Origin of the sequence: Agrococcus sp. BE272, from assembly GCF_031457935.1 — a bacterium.
GTDB classification, from domain to species: Bacteria; Actinomycetota; Actinomycetes; order Actinomycetales; family Microbacteriaceae; genus Agrococcus; species Agrococcus sediminis.
On sequence record NZ_JAVDXL010000001.1, the window covers coordinates 340,659 to 359,407 of the forward strand.

Here is an 18,749-nt window from a genome sequence, read left to right on the forward strand (position 1 = left end):
CCGATTCGCACCAGGAGCGTTGTGACAGACACTGACGAGCGCGCAACCCGAGTGCTCGTGTACGGCAGCTGCGTCGCCCGCGACACGGTCGAGTTCGCCGCAGGCGACACGGTTGACCTGCGCGGCTACATCGCCCGCCAGTCGCTCATCTCGGCGGGCAACGACGCCTCGACGCATCTCCCGGAGCACATGACGGTGTCGTCGAAGTTCCAGGAGCGCATGATCCGCGCCGACTTCTCCGGCGGACTCTTCTCGCGGCTCGAGACGCTCGCCGCCGACGTCGACGTGCTGCTGTGGGATCTCGCCGACGAGCGGCACGGCATCTACCGCTTCGCCGACGGCACCGTCGCGACCCGCAGCATCGACACCATCCGCATCCCCGAGCTCGAGGAGCGCTTCGCCGAGGCCGAGCACATCGAGTTCGGCACCGATGCGCACTTCGCCATCTGGTCGTCGCACGTCCACGACTTCGTGCAGCGCCTGCGCGCGCTCGACCTCTTCGTGCGCACCGTCGTGCTGGAGGTGCCGTGGGCGGTGCTCACGACAGAGGGCAAGCCCTCGCCATGGAGCATGGGCGTGCGCGCCGCCGAGGCGAACAAGCGCTACCGCCCCTACTACGACCATCTGCGGTCACTCGGCTTCCGCATGGTCGAGCTGCCTGAGGAGGTCGTGCTCGCCGACCCCGAGCACAAGTGGGGCCTCGCCCCGTTCCACTACACGCCGGCGGTCTACCGCGAGGTGCTGCGGCAGCTGCGCGAGGTGCACGGCGTGGCAGGCCTCGAGGACGCCGGCGCCTGAGCGCCCCTTCCTTCCCGGAGCGCTTCAGACCAGCACGTGCTCCGCGGCCAGGCCGAAGCTCAGCACCTGGCTGTTCGCCAGGATCCGCTCGTCCTCGGTGCTCCAAGTGTGGCCGTGCCGGGCGCCGCGCATCTGGATGAAGCCGAAGCGGTCGGCGCTGTAGATGCCGCCCCCTGCCGCGAGGATGCCGCGCTGGAAGGTGGTGTCCTCCCCCAGCGTGCGGTCCTCGAAGGGCGTGGCGAGCCACGTCGCGCGCGGGCCGACCATCGTCGGGCCGCCCACGAGATCGACCCAGCGATGCTCGCGGTGCGGGTTCTGCAGCACGGTCGCTCCGACCGCCTCGAGGTGCAGGTATCGCGCCTCCTTGCCGACCAGCTCTGCCCCCGAGTAGTCGAGCGCGAAGCACGCGTCGGCGAGGTAGTGCTCGCCGTAGAGGTCGTCGTCGTCGAGCTTCGCGATCACGTCGCCGGCGCTCGCCGCGACGAGCGCGTTGAGGTTGGCGCCGAGCGAGCGATCCATGCCTGCGCGCAGCACGACCAGCTCCGCGAGCCCCGCCTCGCGCGCGAGCGCCTGCAGCTCGGCCTCGTCCTGGTCGAAGCCGTGCAGCAGCAGCAGCAGCTGCACGTCGACGCCCACCTGCTTGGCCGCGGTGCGGATGATGCCGGGCACGAGGTGCGGGCGGATGGTCGGGGCGATCACGCTGACGCTGGGTCGCCGCCACGCGGCAGGGTCGTCGACCCCGAGCGCGCCGAGCACCTGCGTCGCTCGGTGCGAGAAGGTGTGGTGCCGCCAGATGTGGCGCTGCGCCAGGTGCACCTGCCGGTCGCGCAGCTCGGGGCTGCGCACGAGGGCGCGCAGCATGAGCTCCGCCTCCTCCCGATCGTCGACGATCGTCACCTCGCCGCTCGGGAACCAGTGCTCCACCGCGGCGCTGCGCGTCGACACGACGGGCGTGCCGCTCGCGAGGATCTCGAACACGCGGCGGGCGAGCATCGTGGGGCTGTCGACGACCGAGTTCACGTTGAGCATGACCTTGTGCGCGCGGTACGCGGTCAGCATGCGCTCGTAGTCGAGCGAACCGCGCACGTACGGCAGGAAGGCCTCGGGGAAGCGGTACTTCGGGTCGTCCTCGAAGCGCGAGTAGATGTCGAAGCCGATCCCACGCCGCTCGGCCACGTCGGCGGCCGCGCCCAGCAGCAGATCCATCTGCGCCTGGCGCTCGGGGAACTTGTGCGACCAGTAGCTGCCGCCGAAGCCGATGTCGCGCACCTGGTGCAGGCCCTGCTGCCGCATCGGGTGGTGCAGCGCCGGCTGCGCCGCGAACGCGAGCTCCTCGACCCGGTCGTGGCCGAGCGCCTCGCGATAGCGGTCGATGAGCGCCGCATCGGTGGTGAACACCTGGTCGAAGATGCGCGCCGTGTCGAGGAAGTCCTCGAAGTGCGGCGGATCCTCCTTGTTCCAGAAGGCGGTCGGGATGCCCTGCTCGCGGCAGTGCGCGACGAGCGCTCGCAGGGGCTCGCTCGGGGCCTTCGAGCCCGTCAGCTGGTAGCGCCAGGCGCCGCCGGAGCCGGCCCACGCAGACTCGACGAGCAGCAGGTCGATCGGCGCCTCGCCGAGCTGCCGCCGCCAGCCGTCGGGCGTGAGCTCGACGACCGCGAACTCGTAGCCCCACGCGCTCGCCGAGAAGGTGTCCATGATCACGCCGACACGCACGCTCGGGCGCCGCGTCGGCCGGTCGACGACGGGCCAGATCGGCATGTCGTCCGTGAGGCTCCGCGCCGCGACCGGTGCGAGGTCGCCGTTGCGCGCCGCGGCTCCGCGGCGCAAGCGCCACGAGCGCAGCTGCTGCACGCCTCCCTTGCGCAGATGCCACAGGCCGGTCCTCAGGGTCTGCAGCGTCTTCACGGTCTCCATCCACGGTCGCGTCGTGCTCTGCCCGCCATCCTAGGCGGCGGGCGGCCACGCGCCCTGGGCCCGCGCGGGCTGTCGCGCTCGGCTCAGGCCGCGTTCGCGCGCGCGAGCGAGGCGAGCGCGACGACCAGCCGGTCGACCTGCCGGGCCACGGCATCCGCCGACCGCCGGTAGACGGCGGCCGAGCGCCGATAGGGGTCCTCGATGTCGAGGTCGGCCCGCTGCGCGTGGTCGATCATCGAGCGGTCGGCGCACGCTGCGACGACGCGCGACAGGAAGGCGGGGATCCCGTCCTCGCCGAGCGGCCGCACCTGCGCACCGCGATGGCCGGCGGCGACCCGCTCCGCCAGGCACGCGAACTCGACGAGCGTGAACGCGCGCCGATGCGCGGTCGGCGCCGAGGCGACGGCGGCGCTGCGATGCTCGCGCGCCAGGGCGAGCACCAGGTCTGCGCGCTCGACGAGCGCGGGCTGCAGCCGCCGGGCGCGGTGGCCGTCGGCGCCGTGCAGGCCGAGGCGGCCGGCCTCCGCCACCGCTAGGGGCTCCATGCGGTGGCCGTCGAGCGCCATCGTGCCGGCGCTCGTCACCTCGATCACCGCCGGGTCCCACCCGGGGAAGGCGCTCGGCAGGCGCTGCCGCAGCAGCAGCTCGGCCTGCGGCGAGCGGCAGATGTTGCCGGTGCAGACGGTGAGGATGCGGAACTCGGGCGCCGTCGACCGGATCATCGCGTGTCGAGGTCCCGTCATGATCCGAACGGTAGACCCGGCGCCGTCGCGGCGGGCGGTGCTCGGCGAGGGCTGATCGAGGCCTGGCACTTGGGTGCGGATGTGTGTGGTCAGCGCTGAGGATCGGTGCCGACCGCGTCCCCCGCGTCAGGTCGCGCATAGCCTTCCGCGACAGACTCGACGCATGTCCTCCGAGCCTCGCGTCGTCGTCGTGCCCCGCGCGCGACGTGCGCCGCTGCGGCGGCTGGGCGTCGTCGGACTGCTCCTCGGCATCCCCGTGGTGCTCGTCGTGACGCTGTGGCCGACGCACTTCCTGCTGCGCGCGAAGCCGCGCGTCGTGCGCGGCATCGGATGGCTGCAGGCGCGCGACCTCGCCGACTGGCTGAGCTGGACGCGGCTCGAGGTGCTCGCCAACGTCGCGATGTTCGTGCCGCTCGCGCTCCTGCTCGTCTTCGTGCTCGGCGCGCGGCGCTGGTGGATCGCGGTCGCGCTCTGCGTCGCGCTCAGCCTCGGCGTCGAGGTCGTGCAGCACTTCATGCCGGGGCGGGTGGCCTCGGTCCGCGACATCGTCGCGAACGGCATCGGTGCGCTGCTGGGGGCGCTGCTCGCCGTCGTCGCCGAGGCGGTCGTTCGGGCGGTGCAGCGTCGCGGGGCGCTCGCAGAGGCGCAGCGCCGAGCCAGCGCGGGCTGAGACGCCCACGAGTCGCCGCGACCGCGACCGTCAGGCCCGGTCGCGCTCGAGCGTCGAAGCGAGGATCAGCGCCGCCCGCTCCAGCGCCGAGCGCTCGCGCCGCCCGAGGTGGGTGAAGCGCGGCTCGAGCAGCACGCCGTCGGCCTCGCGCTGCGCGTCCCGGGCGGCGATCCCCGCTGCCGTCGGCTCCAGCCGGGCCGTCCGTGCTGAGCCGCGCCGGCGCATCCAGCCCGCCTCCTCCGCCTGCCGCACGAGCGCCGTCATCGTCGGCTGCGCGACGTGGCAGCGGCGTGCGAGGGCGGTGACACCCATCGGGCCCTCGAGCTGCAGCACGACGAGCGCGCGCACGGTGACGGGCGACATGCGGTGCGCAGTGTGCTCGCCCGCGAGGCGACCGAGTAGGTGGCCGCTCTCGGCAAGCCGCACGAGGGTGGCCGCGAGTCTGGTGGGCATGTTGCGACTCTATAGCGATCGGATGCCTGAATGGCACCCCTCGCAAGTGCGGGCAAGATTGTGGAAAGTTCGCGCGTGTCGTAGATACGTTCGATAGACTAGCCGCATTCCAACGTTGGAGGGGGCGACCATGGCACCGCAGCCGACCAGCCGCACCTCCGATGCGCTGCGCTCCCTCGACGTCGCACTCGACGCCATCGCGGCCGCCGCGGGCACCCTCGACGCCCTGCTGCCGCACCTCGACGACGCGCAGCGGCGCGACGTGGTCGCCCGGGTCGGCGACATCGGCCGCGGAGGCGACGCGCTCAAGGTGCGCGTCGCCGACGACCTCGCGAAGCGCCACGACGGCCTTCCGAAGGACGAGCGCTTCCCGCTGTGCTGCGGCTACAAGGATCCGCTCGAGATGCTCACTGCCGAGCTCGGCGCGTCCCGGCGCACGGCTCGGCAGCTGCTGCGGGCCGCGAGCGCCACGCGACCATCGATCGGCATCACCGGGGCCACCGTGCCCGCGAGGTTCCCGATCCTGGGCGGCGCGCTCGAGTCCGGCGCCATCTCGCTCGAGGCGGTCGGGGCGGTGCTCGATGCGCTCGGCGATGCACCCGATCGCGCGCACGCCGACGACGTCACGGCCGCCGAGGAAGCGCTCGTCGCATCCGCCATCGGCGACCGCGGCACCCACCGCGACGACACCGCCACCGACGCGCCGATGCCGCCCGAGCTGCTCGCGCGCCTCGCACGCATGTGGCGCGACGCGATGGATCCGGATGGCGCCGAGCCCCGCTACGAGCGGCAGCTGGCCGAGCGGGGCTTCACCTTCGGCACCCGTCCCGATGGCATGGTGCAGGGCCGGCTCATCTGCACGCCCGACCAGGGCGCCGTGCTCGCCGCCGCCTTCGACGCATTCACCGGACCACGCACGAAGCCGCGCTTCCAGAGCGACGACGAGCGCGCCGCAGCAGCGCTCGAGGTCGATGATCGCTCGCGGCCGCAGCAGATGGTCGACGCGCTCATCGCCATGGTCGGGCGCTCCGTCGAGCAGCGCGACGTGCCGCGGGTCGGCGGCGAGGCGCCGGTCGTCGTCGTGCACGTCGCCAAGCAGAGCCTCGAGGCCGCCGCAGCGGGCACCCCGGGCTGCACCGCGACCGTCGAGCGCACGGGCGACTGCATCCCCGTGCACCTCGCCGCCGCGATGCTGTGCGACGGCCGCATCCAGAGCGCCGTGACCGGCGCCGACGGCCTCCCGCTCCACCTCGGCCGCACCGACCGCCTCTTCTCCCGTGCCCAGCGGCGCGCGCTCGCCATCCGCGACGGCGGCTGCCGCGCCCCGGGCTGCACCTTCCCCGTCGGCTGGACGGAGGCGCACCACATCGTGCCGTGGGAAGCAGGCGGCCCGACCGACCTCGACAACGGCATCCTCCTCTGCTCCCACCATCATCACGAGGTCCATCGCGGCACGCTCGAGGTGCAGTGGGCGTCCGGAGGCTGGGTCGTCGTGCCGAGGACCAGGCGCGCCCGGCGCATCCGCGGCTTCGGTCGCCGCATCACCGGCGCCCCGCCGCAGCTGCAGCCCACCGCGTAGGCACTCGCCGCCGCCGGCGTGCGCAGCGTGTCCCGCATGCGGCTTGCGCAGCGCTGCCCAGCCGCGCCGCGCAGGCCGCCGTCGGATACGCTCGATCGAGCCGCAGCGACCCGGTCGCGACCGGCGCACGACGCCGACCACGGGAGCCCGACGATGCTGGAAGCGCTGCTCGGCGACCGCCACGAGCGCCGGCAGCGCCTGGCGATGCAGGCGTTCCGCCGACGCGAGCAGCAGCTGCGCCCCGCGTACAAGATCTGGGGCTACAAGAACCTCTTCGCCAAGGGCTTCCTCGTCACACGCGGCCCAACGACCCACGCGCCCGTCGAGACGTGGGAGCACGACGCGGTCGGGCCCTGGCACGTGCGCGTCGACCCCGTGCTCGACCGGCAGGTTGCGCGCTCCGAGCGCGCCGAGGTGCTCGTGCTCGGGCAGGCGTTCGACGACGGCGGCCCGAAGACCCGCGACCGCGTGGCCGAGCGCATCCTGCGCGCGGTCACCGCGCATCCCGACTCGGCCGCGCAGACGCGCGCGCTCGACGAGACGATCGCCTGGCTCTCGGGCCGCTACGTCGTGCTCGTCGCCCGGGGCGAGCGGCTCGACGCCTGGGGCGACCCGCTCGCCACCCGCTCGCTCTACTGGCACCGCTCCGCGGCGGGCGTCGCGCTCGCCTCGCACAGCGCGATCCTCGCCGACATCGCCGGCGGGCTCGACAGCAGCCGCATGCGCTGGGTGCTCGAGCACCCGCACTACCGCTCCCCCGCCGGCCGCTGGCTGCCGGGTCTCATCACGCCGCACGACGAGGTCGGGCAGCTCTACGCCAACGGGCGGCTCACCGTCGAGGGCTCGACCGTCTCGAACGAGCGCTTCTTCCCGCTCGCCGACCGCGTCGAGCTGAGCACGGCGGATGCGTCGGCGCGGTTCCGGGACGACCTGCGACAGCAGGTGCGCAACTGGATCTCGGTCGCGCCCGTCACCGTGCTGTCGCTGACCGCGGGCCGTGACTCGCGGGCCGTGCTCGAGGCCGGGCTCGTCGACCTGCAGCGGGCGGGTGCGCTGACGCTCACCTACCACCCGTTCCACGTCGCCTCGAAGAGCACCTACGCCGACTTCCTCACCGCCGGGCGGCTCTCCGCCGCCGCCGGGCTGCCCCACATCGGGCTCGACGTGCCCATCCTGAAGCCGACCTCCGAAATGTCGCGCCTCTACCGCGCCACCTTCCCCACCTGGCAGCGCTACGCCAACCTCGCCGGCGCGCTCTACCTGCACGCGCCCGCGCGGGCGGCCACGATCTTCGGGGTCGGCGGCGCCATCGTCACCGGCATGTGGAAGGACACCTCGGTGCGCGAGCTCACCCCGCAGCTGCTCGCCGCGAAGTACGCCGCATCGCCGTTCCAGCACGACTCCGAGCTGCACGACGAGCTGGCCCGCTGGATGGACTTCACCGACTTCTCCGACGACGCCCTGCGAGGCTACGACTTCTACGACTTCTTCCACTGGGAGCACCGCATGACCAAGTGGGGCGGCAGCGGCTACAGCGAGTACGACCTCGCGACGATCCCCGCACCGGTGCTCAGCTCCCGGCGCCTCCTCACCGCGGCGCTGTCGCTCCCCAAGGAGCAGCGGGTCGCGGCCGAGGTCTACCGCGCCATCTCGGAGACCGGGGCGCTCGCCGCCCGGTAGCGCCCCGCGCATCCGCCCCTCCCTCTCGACGCATCCAGGAAGCGGGTGCAGGGTGGAGCCATGCCTGAGACCTACAGCCACGAGCCCCCGTACACGATCGGCGTCATCTGCGGCAGCATCGCCGCCTCGTCGATCAACCGCCGCCTCGCCCGCGCGCTCATGAAGCTCGCGCCCGCCGACCTCGAGTGCTCCTTCATCGAGATCGACCAGCTCGCCCTCTACGACCGCGATCGCGACGACGCGTACCCGCCCGAGGCGACCGCCTTCAAGGAGGCGATCCTCGCCGCCGACGGCATCCTCATCGTCACGCCCGAGTACAACCGCTCGATCCCCGGCGCGCTCAAGAACGCGATCGACTGGGCGTCGCGCCCGTACGGCGAGAACGCCCTGACGCGCAAGCCCGTGGGCGTCATCGGCGCCTCGCCCGGCGGCATCGGCACGGCCGTCGGCCAGCAGCACCTGAAGACGATCCTGTCGTTCTGCAACGCCCCGATGATGAACGACATCGAGGCGTACGTGCAGTACCCCGACGGCCTCGTCGACGACGACGACGACGTCACCGTCGCGTCGACGAAGGAGTTCCTCAGCACCTACATGCAGGCGTACGACGACTTCGTGCGCCGCGTGCTGACGGTGGTGCCGCAGCAGCAGGCCTGAGCGGCGCCGCCGCGCGAGGCCGGGCCAGCCCTACGGCGCCGGCACGGCCTCGCCGTCGGGCTCGACGGATGCGCGCCTGACGGTCAGGTAGAGGCGGTGCGCCGTGATCACGAGCACGAGCCACGCCGCCCCGAGCGCCCACGCCGCGACCACGTCGGTGAGCCAGTGGTGGCCGAGCACCACGCGGCTCAGCCCGATCGTGATCGCGAACACCGCGGCGACCGCGATCGTGAGCACCCGCTGCCAGCGGCGCTCGAGCCGCAGCACGATGAGGTACGCGACGATGCCGGCGATCACGGTCGCGTTGAGCGTGTGCCCGCTCGGGAACGAGGCGGAGTGCTCGTACGGCGGCACCGCGAGCTCGAGCGGCGGCCGCGAGCGGCCGATGAAGCCCTTCGCGACGATGGTCATGAGCAGCGAGCCGAGGCCCGCCGACAGCATGAGGATGACCGGCGTCCACGAGCGGCGGCGGATCGCGAGGAGGAGCATCACCGCGATCGCCAGCACGGGCATGCCGATGACGCCCGCGACATCCGTGTAGGCCGTCACCGCCGGCCCGAACCACCCGGGCCGCCAGTCGGCGAACCACGCCGTGATGGGCATGTCGAGGTTGGCGAGGCCGTCCTCGTCGGTGACCGCCTCGTACACCTCCGCACCGCCCGCGGCGAGCCCGGCCGCGACCGCCAGGCCGATCGCGAGCGTCAGCAGCAGCGCGGCGTGGGGGCCTAGCCTGCGCCCGATCTGCTCGACGAGCCGCGCCACCACGCGACCGACGCGCGTCGTCCAGTGCGTGAGGTCGCGCCCGCCCACGTAGCGGTCGCGGCGCACCTCCCCCGCCGGTCCCTGCTCCGGTCGCGCGTCGTCGTCCATGCCCACCCCGTCCCGATCGTGGCGACGATCCTCTCGCGCGCGGCTGAGGATGCGCGCAGGCAGGCGGCGTCAGTCGGACATCGGCGTGGGCACGAGCAGCGACTCGACGAGCTCGGCCGCCCGCGCCGCGCCGCCGAGCGCCGCGAACTCCTCGGCGATCTGGCGGGCGCGTGTGCGGTAGCGCGGCTCGCGCAGCACCTTGCGCACCGCTGCGAGCACGCGCGGGGGCCGGGGCCGCCCGGTGCGCAGGTCGATGCCGGCTCCCGACCACGCGACGCGCGCGGCGACCTCGGGCTTGTCGGCCGAGCCGCCCGCCACGACGAGCGGCACGCCGCACGCGAGCATCTCGAGCACGCCGCCCCATCCGCCGTTCGTCACCCCGACGTCGCTGTGCGGCACGACCGCCGAGTACGGCACGAAGTCGACCAGCCGCGCGTTCGCGGGCACCTCGCGGTCGATCGCGTGCCCGGCGGTCGTGCCGATGACGCGCACCGGCACCTGGGCGAGCGCGTCGATCGTCGGCAGCAGCAGCGCGGTCGGCTCGGTGTCGACCGTGCCCTGCGTGACGAACACGACCTGGCGCGGCTCGTCCGCGAGGGTCTCGGCCCAGAGCGGCGGCGGCGCGAGCGGCCCGGTCTCGGGCTGCAGCCAGCCGACGAACCGCACCGAGGCGGGCAGGTGGCCTGGGTCGTACTCGAGCGACGGCGCACCCGTCGCGAGCACGAGCCGCGGCGAGTAGAGCGCCTCGTCGAACGAGCGGCCCTCACCCAGCCCGAACTCGGCACGGGCGGCGCGCAGCGAGCGGTCGAGGGGGCCGGATGCCCTGCGTCCGAGCGCGCGCACGAAGCGGTCGCGCGCCCGGGCCGACCAGGTGCGCGCCGGCTGCATCGCGAGCCCCGGCGGCGGCAGGTCGCGGCTGCGCATCGTGAGCGGCATGAGCGACACGCTCGCCCACGGCAGCCCGAGCAGCTCGGCGGCGAGGCCGGTGCCGACGGCCATCACGTCGCCGACCAGCGCGTCGAACGGCGTGCGCTCGTGCGCCGCGCGGATGTCGCCCACCTGGCCGGGCGCCGTGCCGATGAAGAGCTCGCCGAGGTTCGCGAGCGTGCCGAGCGGCCCCGGAGGGGCGACGCCGGGGAACGCCTCGGCGAGGCGGTGCTCGTCGAAGTCGAGCGCGTCGCGCCAGACGAGGGTCTCGCAGCCGAGCCGGTCGAACGCCTCGACGTGGCGGTCGCCCGTGTAGGCGGTCACCCGGTGCCCCCGCGCCAGCAGCGCGGCGGCGATCGCCGTCATCGGCCGGACGTGTCCGGCGAACGGCATCGCAGTCACGAGCAGGTGCGCCACCTTCGCACGATACGCCCGCGACGACCCGATTGAGGGTATTAGTGGAACACTGTTATAGGTACCCTGCGCCTGCGGGCGCGGCGGCTTCGCGGGCGTGGCACCGGCGGCCGCGGCACGTCCTCCGAGACGGCGAGAGCCCCGCCTGGGGGCGGGGCTCTCGGCTGGTGGTGGACCCGGGGGGAATCGAACCCCCGACCTTCTCATTGCGAACGAGACGCGCTACCAACTGCGCCACGGGCCCGGACCGGTTCAGAGTACCCGACACCCGCCCCAGCGGCGAAATCGGGCCGACGGCTCAGACGACCCGGCGGGCGAACGCGGCGTGCACGTCGAGCCCGTCGAGGTCGTCGTCGACGAGCCCCATGGCGGCGAATCGGGAGCCGCCTGCGGGCGCCGGGCGGCGGGCCGGAGCCTCGCGACGGATCGCGTGCTCGTCCTCCTGCGTCTCGAGCGGCGCATCCGACCGCACGACGTCGAGCGACTCGGCCGCGCCGATCGCGGCGTCCAGCTGCACCTCGCGGATCGGCACCGCGGGCGCGGTCGGCGCCATGCGCCGCTCGGTCTCGGTCGGCACCTGGGCGAGCTCGCCGGTGACGATCTCCTCGAAGCTCGGCTCGAGCCGCGTGACGCGCGCGAGCGGGCCGGAGATCGCCTTGCGGTCCTCGGCCAGCTGCTGGCGCGCCCGCCGCAGCAGGTCGTCGCTCGGCGACGGCGCCTGGTACTGCACCCGCGCCCGCGGCTCGGGCAGCGGCTGCGGCGACCATGCGCGCGAGGCCAGCACCTCGTCGGTGCGGAGCGCGGCCGGCGTGGCGGCGGCGACCCGCGGCGCCTCGCCCGTGCGCGACGCCTGCCGCGCCACGACCTGCTCGGCCATGCGCGCCTCCGACGCGACCGCCTCGGCCGCGACCTGCCGCGCCTCGACGAGCGTTCGCACGTGCGGCGCCGTGGCCTCGGCGACCCGTCGCATGCGCGCCGACGACGCGTTCACCGCGACGAGTCCGGCAGCGCCGAGCACGGCGACCGCGCCGCCGACCGCGAGCAGCACCTGCATGCCCGGCACCGCGGCGCCCACGACCATCGCGGCGACCGCGACGAGCACGAGCGCGAAGCACGCCAGGCGCGTGCGGCGCAGCCGCTGCGCGCGCGACACCGACGACTTCACGGTGGCGCGCACCTCGCGCTCCACCGCCTTGATCTGCTCGTCGAGCTCGCGGGCGCGGGCGACAGCCTTCGCGTGCTCCATCGCCTGCTTGAGGCGGGCCTCCTTCGCGACCGCGCGCTGCTGCACGGCGATGGTGCGCGCGTCGGCCTCGAGCCGCACCTCCTCCGGCGACTCGGCCGACTCGGCCATGATGCGGAGCGTCTGCTGCAGCCGGATGGCGTTGCGCTCGGTCGCCAGGTACTCACGCTTCCGCGTCCACACGGGCACGAGGTAGACGACCCAGAGCACGACGGCGACGATGAGGATGAGGGTCGTCCCGAGACCTGCGAACTCTGGCATGTCCTGCACGGTAGTGGCGCGGCGCACCCGATCACGGGAGGGCGCGCGGCGGTTCGATCAGGCGCGGGGCGAACTTCCCGCGCGCGGGTCGCCGCCGACCGGCACGGGGTAGACCGAGCGGTCGAACGGCGGCACCCGACCGGCCTCGAAGCGCTGCAGGAGCGGCTCGGCGAGCTCCTCGCGCACGAGCGCGAAGCACAGGTGGTCGCGCCAGTCGCCGTCGATGTGGATGTAGCGGCGGCGGCAGCCCTCGTAGCGGAAGCCGAGCTTCTCGACCACGCGCAGGCTCGCGACGTTCTCGGGCCGGATGCAGATCTCGACGCGGTGGAGGCCCATGCCGAGCATGAGGTGATCGGTGACGAGCGCGACCGCCGTGGTCGTCGCGCCGCGGCCCGCGAAGCGGCGCGCGATCCAGTAGCCGAGCGTCGAGGAGGCGAGCGCGCCGCCGGAGATGTTGGCGACGTTCAGCTGGCCGGCGAACTCGCCGTCGACCTCGATCGCGAAGGCGAGGCCGCTGCCGTCGCGGTCGCTCTCGAGCAGCGAGCGGATCGACGAGCGGGTGTCGAAGCGGCCGCTCGGGCGCGTGCCCGGCAGCGTCGCCTCCCAGCGCTCGAGCCAGGGCCGATTGGCGAGCAGCTCGCCCTCGAGGGTCTTCGCGTCGCGCATGCGGATGCCCCGCACGGTGACGGCCCCGTGCGAGAGGCGGGGCGCGCTGTCGAACACGCTGTCGAGCCTAGAGCGTCTGCGCACCCTCGGGCTGGGCGGCGCGGGACGGAGGCCCGTTCACCGGCAAGCGCTAGATTCCGGGGCGTGAGCGACCCGGAGCACGACGTCGAGGAGGCCAAGCGCGCCCTGCGCCGACGCCTGCGCACCGAGCGGGCCGAGCGCGGCGCGGCGTTCGCCGCCGAGCGCGCCGACCGCCTCGCCGCCAACCTGCAGGCGCTCACCCGCGCGCTCGGCGCCCGCACGATCTCGGCCTACCTCTCGCTCCCGGAGGAGCCCGACACGCGCGCCTTCCTCCGCTGGGCCGACACCCAGGGCATCCGCGTGCTGCTGCCGGTCATCCGGCCCGACGGCCTGCTCGACTGGGCCGAGCACGACGGCACCGAGACCGTCGAGGCCACGCTCGGCATGCCCGAGCCCACCGCCGACGCCCTCCCGCCGACCGCGCTCGACGAGGTCGACCTCATGCTCGTGCCCGCGACGGCGGTCGGCCGCGACGGCTCGCGCCTCGGCGGCGGCCGCGGATTCTTCGACAAGACCATCGCCGCGATGGCAGAATGTCCTCCGGTCTATGCCGTCGTGCACGACGAGGAGCTGTTCGACTCCGTGCCGCACGCGGCCTACGACCAGCCGGTCGACGGCGTCGTCACGCAGTCCGGCATCCACCACACGTCCTGAGGAGCGCCCCGTGCCCGTCTACGCCTACGCCTGCACCGCCTGCGGCCACGCCTTCGATGCGCGCCAGAGCTTCGACGAGCCGTCGCTGACCGTCTGCGAGGTCTGCGGCGGCGCGCTGCGGAAGCAGTTCGGCACCATCGGCGTCACCTTCAACGGCTCCGGCTTCTACCGCACCGACTCGCGCGCGAAGAGCGCACCCGCCTCCGGATCCCCCCAGCCCGGTACGGCGAAGACGTCCGCATCGACGACTCCGTCGTCGGGCGGCGCCGGCTCGGCCACCTGACCGCGCCGGGTTCCCCGCACCCACACAGAGGAGGACCCCATGGAGGGCTTCAAGAAGTTCCTGATGCAAGGCAACGTCGTCGAGCTCGCGGTCGCCGTCGTCATCGGCACGGCGTTCACGGCCATCGTCGGCGCGTTCACCGAGGCGATCATCAACCCACTGCTGGCGCAGGCCTTCAACGCGGACGACCTCGCCGGAGCGACGGTCGGCATCTTCAAGATCGGCCTGCTCATCGCGGCCATCATCAACTTCCTCGTCATCGCCGCCGTCGTCTACTTCGTGCTCGTTCTGCCGATGGCGAAGCTCAAGGAGCGCCAGGACCGCCGCCGCGGCGTCTCGCCCGAGGAGCCGGCCGAGACCGACGTCGACGTGCTGCAGGACATCCGCGACCTGCTGCGCGCGCAGCAGGCGCCGGGCGCCGCGCCCGGCTCCACGCCGCGCGGCTGACGCCCTGCATCCTCAGGTGCAGGGCCAGCGGCTCCCATCGGGCCGCCCTGGCAGCCGCTGACCCTGCATCTGCGACGCGGAGGACGGGCGGATGCGTCAGCCCCAGTGGGGCGGGACGTCACGACGCAGCTGCTCGTCGTTCTCGCTCGACTGCTGCCGCCGCTCAAGCAGAGGCTCGCCCGTGTACCCGGGCGACGGCTCGGTCGAGACGCGCCTGCCGAGGCGGCGGATGACGAGCGGCGCGGGCTGCGGCTCCGCCGCATCCGCGGCCTCCGCCGCATCCGCTGCGCCGGCCTCGCTCGCGATGCCGTCGCTCGACCGGCTCTGCGTCTCGCCGACCGGACTATCCGGCCCAGTGCCCGCGGAGCCGGTCGACGGACGGTCGGCCGGGCCGCCCTCCTGCGTCACGACGACGCATCCGCCCCGACGAGCTCGGCGATGCGGTCGGCGACGCCCTCGGGGTCGGTGAACAGCTCGAAGGCGTGCACGCGCATCGTGTGCCAGCCGAACCGGCGCAGCACCTCGGGCCGCAGCCGCAGCGCCTCGCGCAGCGTGCGGTCGCCGTCGTCGTGGTCGGCCTCGATCGCGGCGCAGATGCCGCCGTTCGCCACCACGAGCGGCAGCTGGTCGTCGTAGGAGACGTCGGCGCGGAGGCCCCGGCGGCGCAGCCGCGTCGCGAGGTCGACCATGAGCGGGTCGCCGCCGAAGAACGTCGGCGCGCGATCCTCTGCCGCGATGTCGAGCAGGATCTCGCGCAGCATCGCCGCGCCGTGCGCGAGCCGCTCGGGGTCGAGCTCGGCCGCGTCGAACGACGTGACGATCTGCAGCGCCTTGCGGGCGCGGGTCATCGCCACGGCGAGCAGGCGCTCGCCGCCCGGCTGCCCCAGCGTGCCGAAGTCGACGTTGCGGCCGTGCTTCGTGCGGCCGTAGCCGACCGAGAAGATCACCCGGTCGCGGCTGAGCGCGCTCGCGTGCGTGACGTCGACGATGACGAACGGCTCCTCGCGGTCGGCGACCACGAAGTCGGTCAGCTGGTTCGACGACGCGAGCGCCGCCATGACCGCCTGCTGGATGCGCACCTCGTGCTTCTCGTTGGCGGTCACCACCATGAGCGACTCCTGCGGCCGCGAGCGCGCGTGCTGCGTGACGAGCTGCACGACGCGGTCGACCTCGGCGTCGGGGCTCTCGACCGTCGCCGCGCCCTGCTCGGGCAGCCCGTGGGCGCCGTGCACGATCGAGGCGGTGAGCGAGGCGTGGCCGAGGTAGGCGCCCGCCCACGGCAGCGCCTCGATGCGGCCCTCGTAGAAGCGCTCGTTCACGGCCGCGACGAGGTCGGCGCCGCCCGTGCGGTACGAGCGGGTCAGGTGCAGCGTCGGCAGCACCTGCCCGAGCCGCGACAGCGCCGACTCGGCGTGCAGCTCGTCGGGCGTCGCGAGCTCCTCGCTCGGGCGGATGCCGAGGGTCGAGATGCCCACGTCGAACGGCGCGGGCGTCTGCGTCGCCGAGTCGCCGAGCGCGATCACCTGCCGCGCGCGGCTGATGGCGCCAGCGGCCTCGGCGATCGTGATGGCGCCGGCGTCGGCGATGATCACGGCGTCGAAGGGGATGCGCTTGGGCACCCGGTGCAGGTCGTACGGCGAGGCGAGCCACACGGGCGCCACCGAGCGCGTGAGGTGCGGCGCGAGGCGCTGCAGCTCGTCGGCGTCGACGGGACCGGCCTTGATGAGGCGACGCAGCGCATCCGCCTCGTCCGGGTGGTCGTCGACCGCGAGCCGCCAGCCCTGCGCGACCTGGTGCGCGAGGCGCGCGCTCGACGCGTCGACGTGCGCCTCGTCGACGAGCGCGAAGTCCTGCTCGAGGCGGCGCAGCACGTCGGTGTTGCCGCGCAGCAGCGCCCGCTCCCGGCCGAGCATCGACTGCAGCGCCGACTGCCACCACGCGAGGTCGAGCTCGTGCTCGACCTGGTCGTCGGCGACGTGCCGGTCGGCGAAGTCGGTCAGCAGCGCGTCGAGGCCGAGGCGCTCGACCGAGCTCATCAGCTCGGCCCGCTCCTGGATGTTCTGCAGCGCGTCGCTCGGAGCCGCGAGCTCGGCGATGCGCGCCTCGAGCTCCTCGATCGGCAGGTCGACGCTGCGCACCTCGGGCTTGAGGGCCGCGTCGAGGCGGTCGAGCCGCACGACGACGTCGCGCAGGCGCGCGTCGAGCGCGGCGAGGCCCGCGGGCACCGACGGGATCGAGCCGTCGGGCGCGAACTTCGCCCACAGCCGCCGCTGCTGCTGCGCGGCGACGAGCACGTCGTGCAGGTCGGGCACGTGGCTGCCGGGGCGGATGTACTCCTCGGCGAGCTTCTTGAGCCGCCGGCGCTGCATCGCGCCGAGCGACTGGATCGCCTCGCGGCGTGGGCCCGTCGCGGTGATGAGCTCGCCGAGCGGGCGGTCGTAGAGCGACGGCGTCATGACGTCGAGCGTGGCCCGCACATCGGTGAGCAGCGCGACCTGGATGCCGAGCTCGGCGAGCGTCGCCGCGGGCCGCAGCTTCGTGTCGCCGATCACGCGGCGCGCCTCGGTGAGCAGCGCCTCGAGGTCGCCGCCGGAGGTGCCCGGCCCGGTCGTCGCCGAGCCGGCGAGCGCCTGCGAGTCGGCGAGGGCGGCGGATGCGTCGCCCGAGGAGTCGAAGGAGGCCCCGTACCAGGGCGTGTCGCTCGGCCCGTAGCGGAACTGCCCCAAGGCCGCGGCCTTCCGCATCGTCGCCGCCACGCGAGGCCGGTCGGTCGCGAGCGCGACCGTCGCCTGCTCGCTCAGCCGCGCGCGCGTCGACGGCGGCGTCGGCAGCATCGCGAGCCGCGAGAGCTCCTTGAGCGCGTCGAGCACCGACACCTGCAGCTTCGGGTCGACCCGCTGCAGCGCGGCGCGGTAGTCGAGCAGCACCTTCCGCAGGCGCAGCATCGCCTCGTCGATCTCGCCGGTGTCGGGGCGCTCGGACTGCTCGATGCGGCGGATCGCGCCGATGAGGTCGCGCCGGAGCGTCGCCTCCGAGACGGCGAGCGACTCGAGCTTCGTGCTCGCGAGCCGGTCGCCGATGTCGCGCAGCGTCGCTCGGCGGGGGCTGACGACGAGCACGCGGCGGTCGTCGCCGACGAGCGCGGCGATGACGTTGACGATCGTCTGCGTGAGGCCCGTGCCGGGCAGCGCCTCGACGACGAGCGAGTTGCCGGCGGCCGCTTCGGCGATCACCGCGTCCTGCTCGGCGTCGGCGTCGAGCACGAGCCGGTCGACCTCGGGGTCGCGGCTGTCCTGCGGCGTCTCGTCGACGCCCGCGCGGCCCTCGCGCACGCGCCACGCGGCCTGCTCGTCGCCGCGCACCGCGTCGAGCACGTCGTGCGGCTGCTGCTGCAGGTCGGCGGCCATCGGCTCGCCGACGTCGGCGAACGTCGAGGCGAGCAGTCGCGCCTCGACGGTGAAGCCGGGCACGTGCGCCGCCGCCTGGCGCAGCGCGTCGAGCACGGCGTTGGGCGTGAAGGTGCCCTCGCCGGAGCCGAGCTCGATCAGCTGCCGCTCGTCGAGCCGCACGCCGTGGTGGCCGCGCAGGATGCTCGCGATGCGCGGGTTGACGAAGGGCCGGCCGAGCAGCTGCAGCTCGAAGTCGCGCCCGCGGCGTCGCACGACGAGCGGGCGCAGCAGCACCGGGCCGTAGACCTCGCCGCGGCCGCCGCCGGCGTCGGCGTGCGGGAACCGCGCCATGCCGATGCCGAGGTGCACGGCGTCGATCGAGCGGGCGGCCGCGAGCTCGATGCCCTTCGAGGCGATCGCCGCGGCAGCCGAGCGGGCGGCGCGGAGCGCGAGGTCGTCGCGGATGAGGCTCGACAGCGCGGTCGGCCGGCCGGTGATGAACTGGGCGAGGCCGCCCGGATGCGTCGTCGAGAGCTCGACGCGGGTCGCGGTGGTGTCGATGAAGTCGGTCAGCGGGCTCCGCCCGCCCACGCGCCGGAGCGCATCCGCCCACGCCTGCCACTCCCCCTCGCGCCGGCGCACGCGCGGCGCCGGCTCGGCGGCGGCCGGCTCGGGGGCGAGGCTGCGGTCGGGGCCGGGCTCGGGGGCGTCGTGGGCGTCGAGGATCGCGTCCTCGGCGGCGTCGGCCACGGCCTCCGCGTCGGTCAGCGCTGCGCGGTCGACGGCGGCGCCGCGGGCGCCCGCCCTCTCGTGCGTCACCTCGTCGACGGGCCCGTCGCCCCGGATCTCGGTCTCGTCTTCACGCACACCGTCACGATAGCCACGCGGCCGGGAGCCGCGCGGGTGCCACACCGCCGATCAGCGCCGGCCCGTGGCATGGAGCCGCCTCCAAGGTGGGTGACGTTGCATGGCCCACGTGGACCGGCGGGTGCACGCTCACCGACCCACGAGATCGCATCG

17 protein-coding genes and 1 tRNA gene are annotated in these 18,749 nt (G+C 74.0%); 8 read left to right on the plus strand and 10 right to left on the minus strand.

Translation table 11 applies throughout. The annotated features are described in order from the left end of the window. The first annotated feature begins 21 nt into the window (after window positions 1-21). Window positions 22-798 (plus strand): DUF6270 domain-containing protein, encoded by a 777-nt coding sequence (locus J2X49_RS01595; protein WP_310121721.1) that lies wholly within the window; start codon window positions 22-24, stop codon window positions 796-798. Window positions 799-822: 24 nt separating this feature from the next. On the opposite strand, the gene J2X49_RS01600 is transcribed toward J2X49_RS01595, so the two are convergent. Together J2X49_RS01600 and J2X49_RS01605 are read right to left on the minus strand one after the other, a co-directional pair. Continuing rightward, window positions 823-2,712: a glycosyltransferase gene (locus J2X49_RS01600; protein ID WP_310121722.1), complete on the minus strand. Its 1,890-nt coding sequence runs from the start codon at window positions 2,710-2,712 to the stop codon at window positions 823-825. An 83-nt stretch (window positions 2,713-2,795) separates the two neighbouring features. Next, on the minus strand, window positions 2,796-3,455 hold the full coding sequence (locus J2X49_RS01605) for a low molecular weight phosphatase family protein (protein WP_281439983.1): 660 nt from the start codon (window positions 3,453-3,455) through the stop codon (window positions 2,796-2,798). A 163-nt stretch (window positions 3,456-3,618) separates the two neighbouring features. Between J2X49_RS01605 and J2X49_RS01610 the strand changes: the two genes are divergently transcribed. After that, the gene (locus J2X49_RS01610; RefSeq protein WP_310121727.1) at window positions 3,619-4,125 is read left to right on the plus strand and encodes a VanZ family protein; all 507 of its coding nucleotides are present in this window, start codon (window positions 3,619-3,621) and stop codon (window positions 4,123-4,125) included. Window positions 4,126-4,155: 30 nt separating this feature from the next. Here the strand turns inward: J2X49_RS01610 and J2X49_RS01615 are convergent, their stop codons facing one another. Further along, window positions 4,156-4,578, minus strand: coding sequence for a MarR family transcriptional regulator (locus J2X49_RS01615; RefSeq protein ID WP_310121731.1), 423 nt, complete (start codon window positions 4,576-4,578; stop codon window positions 4,156-4,158). A gap of 130 nt (window positions 4,579-4,708) precedes the next feature. Here J2X49_RS01615 and J2X49_RS01620 point away from each other — a divergent pair, with 130 nt between their 5' ends. From J2X49_RS01620 to J2X49_RS01630, 3 genes are all read left to right on the plus strand, one after another. Further along, window positions 4,709-6,157 carry a DUF222 domain-containing protein gene (locus tag J2X49_RS01620; RefSeq protein WP_310121733.1) on the plus strand — a complete coding sequence of 483 codons (1,449 nt, stop codon included), beginning with the start codon at window positions 4,709-4,711 and terminating at the stop codon, window positions 6,155-6,157. 153 nt (window positions 6,158-6,310) lie between these two features. Then, the gene (locus J2X49_RS01625) at window positions 6,311-7,837 is read left to right on the plus strand and encodes a hypothetical protein (RefSeq protein ID WP_310121736.1); all 1,527 of its coding nucleotides are present in this window, start codon (window positions 6,311-6,313) and stop codon (window positions 7,835-7,837) included. A gap of 60 nt (window positions 7,838-7,897) precedes the next feature. Then, on the plus strand, window positions 7,898-8,494 hold the full coding sequence (locus J2X49_RS01630) for an NADPH-dependent FMN reductase (protein ID WP_310121739.1): 597 nt from the start codon (window positions 7,898-7,900) through the stop codon (window positions 8,492-8,494). 30 nt (window positions 8,495-8,524) lie between these two features. On the opposite strand, the gene J2X49_RS01635 is transcribed toward J2X49_RS01630, so the two are convergent. The 5 genes from J2X49_RS01635 to J2X49_RS01655 all read right to left on the minus strand — a co-directional run bounded on the left by J2X49_RS01635 (window position 8,525) and on the right by J2X49_RS01655 (window position 12,932). Then, window positions 8,525-9,364, minus strand: coding sequence for a phosphatase PAP2 family protein (locus J2X49_RS01635; RefSeq protein WP_310121741.1), 840 nt, complete (start codon window positions 9,362-9,364; stop codon window positions 8,525-8,527). Window positions 9,365-9,433: 69 nt separating this feature from the next. After that, window positions 9,434-10,708 carry a glycosyltransferase gene (locus J2X49_RS01640; protein WP_310121745.1) on the minus strand — a complete coding sequence of 425 codons (1,275 nt, stop codon included), beginning with the start codon at window positions 10,706-10,708 and terminating at the stop codon, window positions 9,434-9,436. 165 nt (window positions 10,709-10,873) lie between these two features. Next, window positions 10,874-10,949 (minus strand) — tRNA-Ala (locus J2X49_RS01645). Between the two features lie 54 nt (window positions 10,950-11,003). Further along, entirely contained in the window at window positions 11,004-12,209 is a 1,206-nt protein-coding gene (locus J2X49_RS01650) for a hypothetical protein (protein WP_310121747.1), read from the minus strand. A gap of 57 nt (window positions 12,210-12,266) precedes the next feature. Further along, the gene (locus tag J2X49_RS01655) at window positions 12,267-12,932 is read right to left on the minus strand and encodes a GNAT family N-acetyltransferase (protein ID WP_128188590.1); all 666 of its coding nucleotides are present in this window, start codon (window positions 12,930-12,932) and stop codon (window positions 12,267-12,269) included. A gap of 87 nt (window positions 12,933-13,019) precedes the next feature. Here J2X49_RS01655 and J2X49_RS01660 point away from each other — a divergent pair, with 87 nt between their 5' ends. The 3 genes from J2X49_RS01660 to mscL are packed head-to-tail and all read left to right on the plus strand — an operon-like array spanning window position 13,020 to window position 14,340. Beyond that, window positions 13,020-13,610: a 5-formyltetrahydrofolate cyclo-ligase gene (locus J2X49_RS01660; protein WP_310121754.1), complete on the plus strand. Its 591-nt coding sequence runs from the start codon at window positions 13,020-13,022 to the stop codon at window positions 13,608-13,610. 10 nt (window positions 13,611-13,620) lie between these two features. Next, window positions 13,621-13,893: an FmdB family zinc ribbon protein gene (locus J2X49_RS01665; protein ID WP_310121756.1), complete on the plus strand. Its 273-nt coding sequence runs from the start codon at window positions 13,621-13,623 to the stop codon at window positions 13,891-13,893. Between the two features lie 39 nt (window positions 13,894-13,932). Next, window positions 13,933-14,340: a large conductance mechanosensitive channel protein MscL gene (gene mscL, locus J2X49_RS01670; RefSeq protein WP_310121758.1), complete on the plus strand. Its 408-nt coding sequence runs from the start codon at window positions 13,933-13,935 to the stop codon at window positions 14,338-14,340. Between the two features lie 96 nt (window positions 14,341-14,436). Here the strand turns inward: mscL and J2X49_RS01675 are convergent, their stop codons facing one another. Both J2X49_RS01675 and J2X49_RS01680 read right to left on the minus strand, forming a co-directional pair. Beyond that, entirely contained in the window at window positions 14,437-14,748 is a 312-nt protein-coding gene (locus J2X49_RS01675) for a hypothetical protein (RefSeq protein ID WP_310121760.1), read from the minus strand. Further along, on the minus strand, window positions 14,745-18,596 hold the full coding sequence (locus J2X49_RS01680; protein ID WP_310121763.1) for an AAA family ATPase: 3,852 nt from the start codon (window positions 18,594-18,596) through the stop codon (window positions 14,745-14,747). Before J2X49_RS01680 ends, J2X49_RS01675 begins: the two co-directional genes overlap by 4 nt. Between the last annotated feature and the right edge of the window lie 153 nt (window positions 18,597-18,749).

Coding starts and splice junctions, on each gene's coding strand:
- J2X49_RS01600 (WP_310121722.1), bottom strand. CDS start 2,712: ATGGAGACCGTGAAGACGCTGCAGACCCTGAGGACCGGCCTGTGGCAT.
- J2X49_RS01605 (WP_281439983.1), bottom strand. CDS start 3,455: ATGACGGGACCTCGACACGCGATGATCCGGTCGACGGCGCCCGAGTTC.
- J2X49_RS01610 (WP_310121727.1), top strand. CDS start 3,619: ATGTCCTCCGAGCCTCGCGTCGTCGTCGTGCCCCGCGCGCGACGTGCG.
- J2X49_RS01615 (WP_310121731.1), bottom strand. CDS start 4,578: ATGCCCACCAGACTCGCGGCCACCCTCGTGCGGCTTGCCGAGAGCGGC.
- J2X49_RS01620 (WP_310121733.1), top strand. CDS start 4,709: ATGGCACCGCAGCCGACCAGCCGCACCTCCGATGCGCTGCGCTCCCTC.
- J2X49_RS01625 (WP_310121736.1), top strand. CDS start 6,311: ATGCTGGAAGCGCTGCTCGGCGACCGCCACGAGCGCCGGCAGCGCCTG.
- J2X49_RS01630 (WP_310121739.1), top strand. CDS start 7,898: ATGCCTGAGACCTACAGCCACGAGCCCCCGTACACGATCGGCGTCATC.
- J2X49_RS01635 (WP_310121741.1), bottom strand. CDS start 9,364: ATGGACGACGACGCGCGACCGGAGCAGGGACCGGCGGGGGAGGTGCGC.
- J2X49_RS01650 (WP_310121747.1), bottom strand. CDS start 12,209: ATGCCAGAGTTCGCAGGTCTCGGGACGACCCTCATCCTCATCGTCGCC.
- mscL (WP_310121758.1), top strand. CDS start 13,933: ATGGAGGGCTTCAAGAAGTTCCTGATGCAAGGCAACGTCGTCGAGCTC.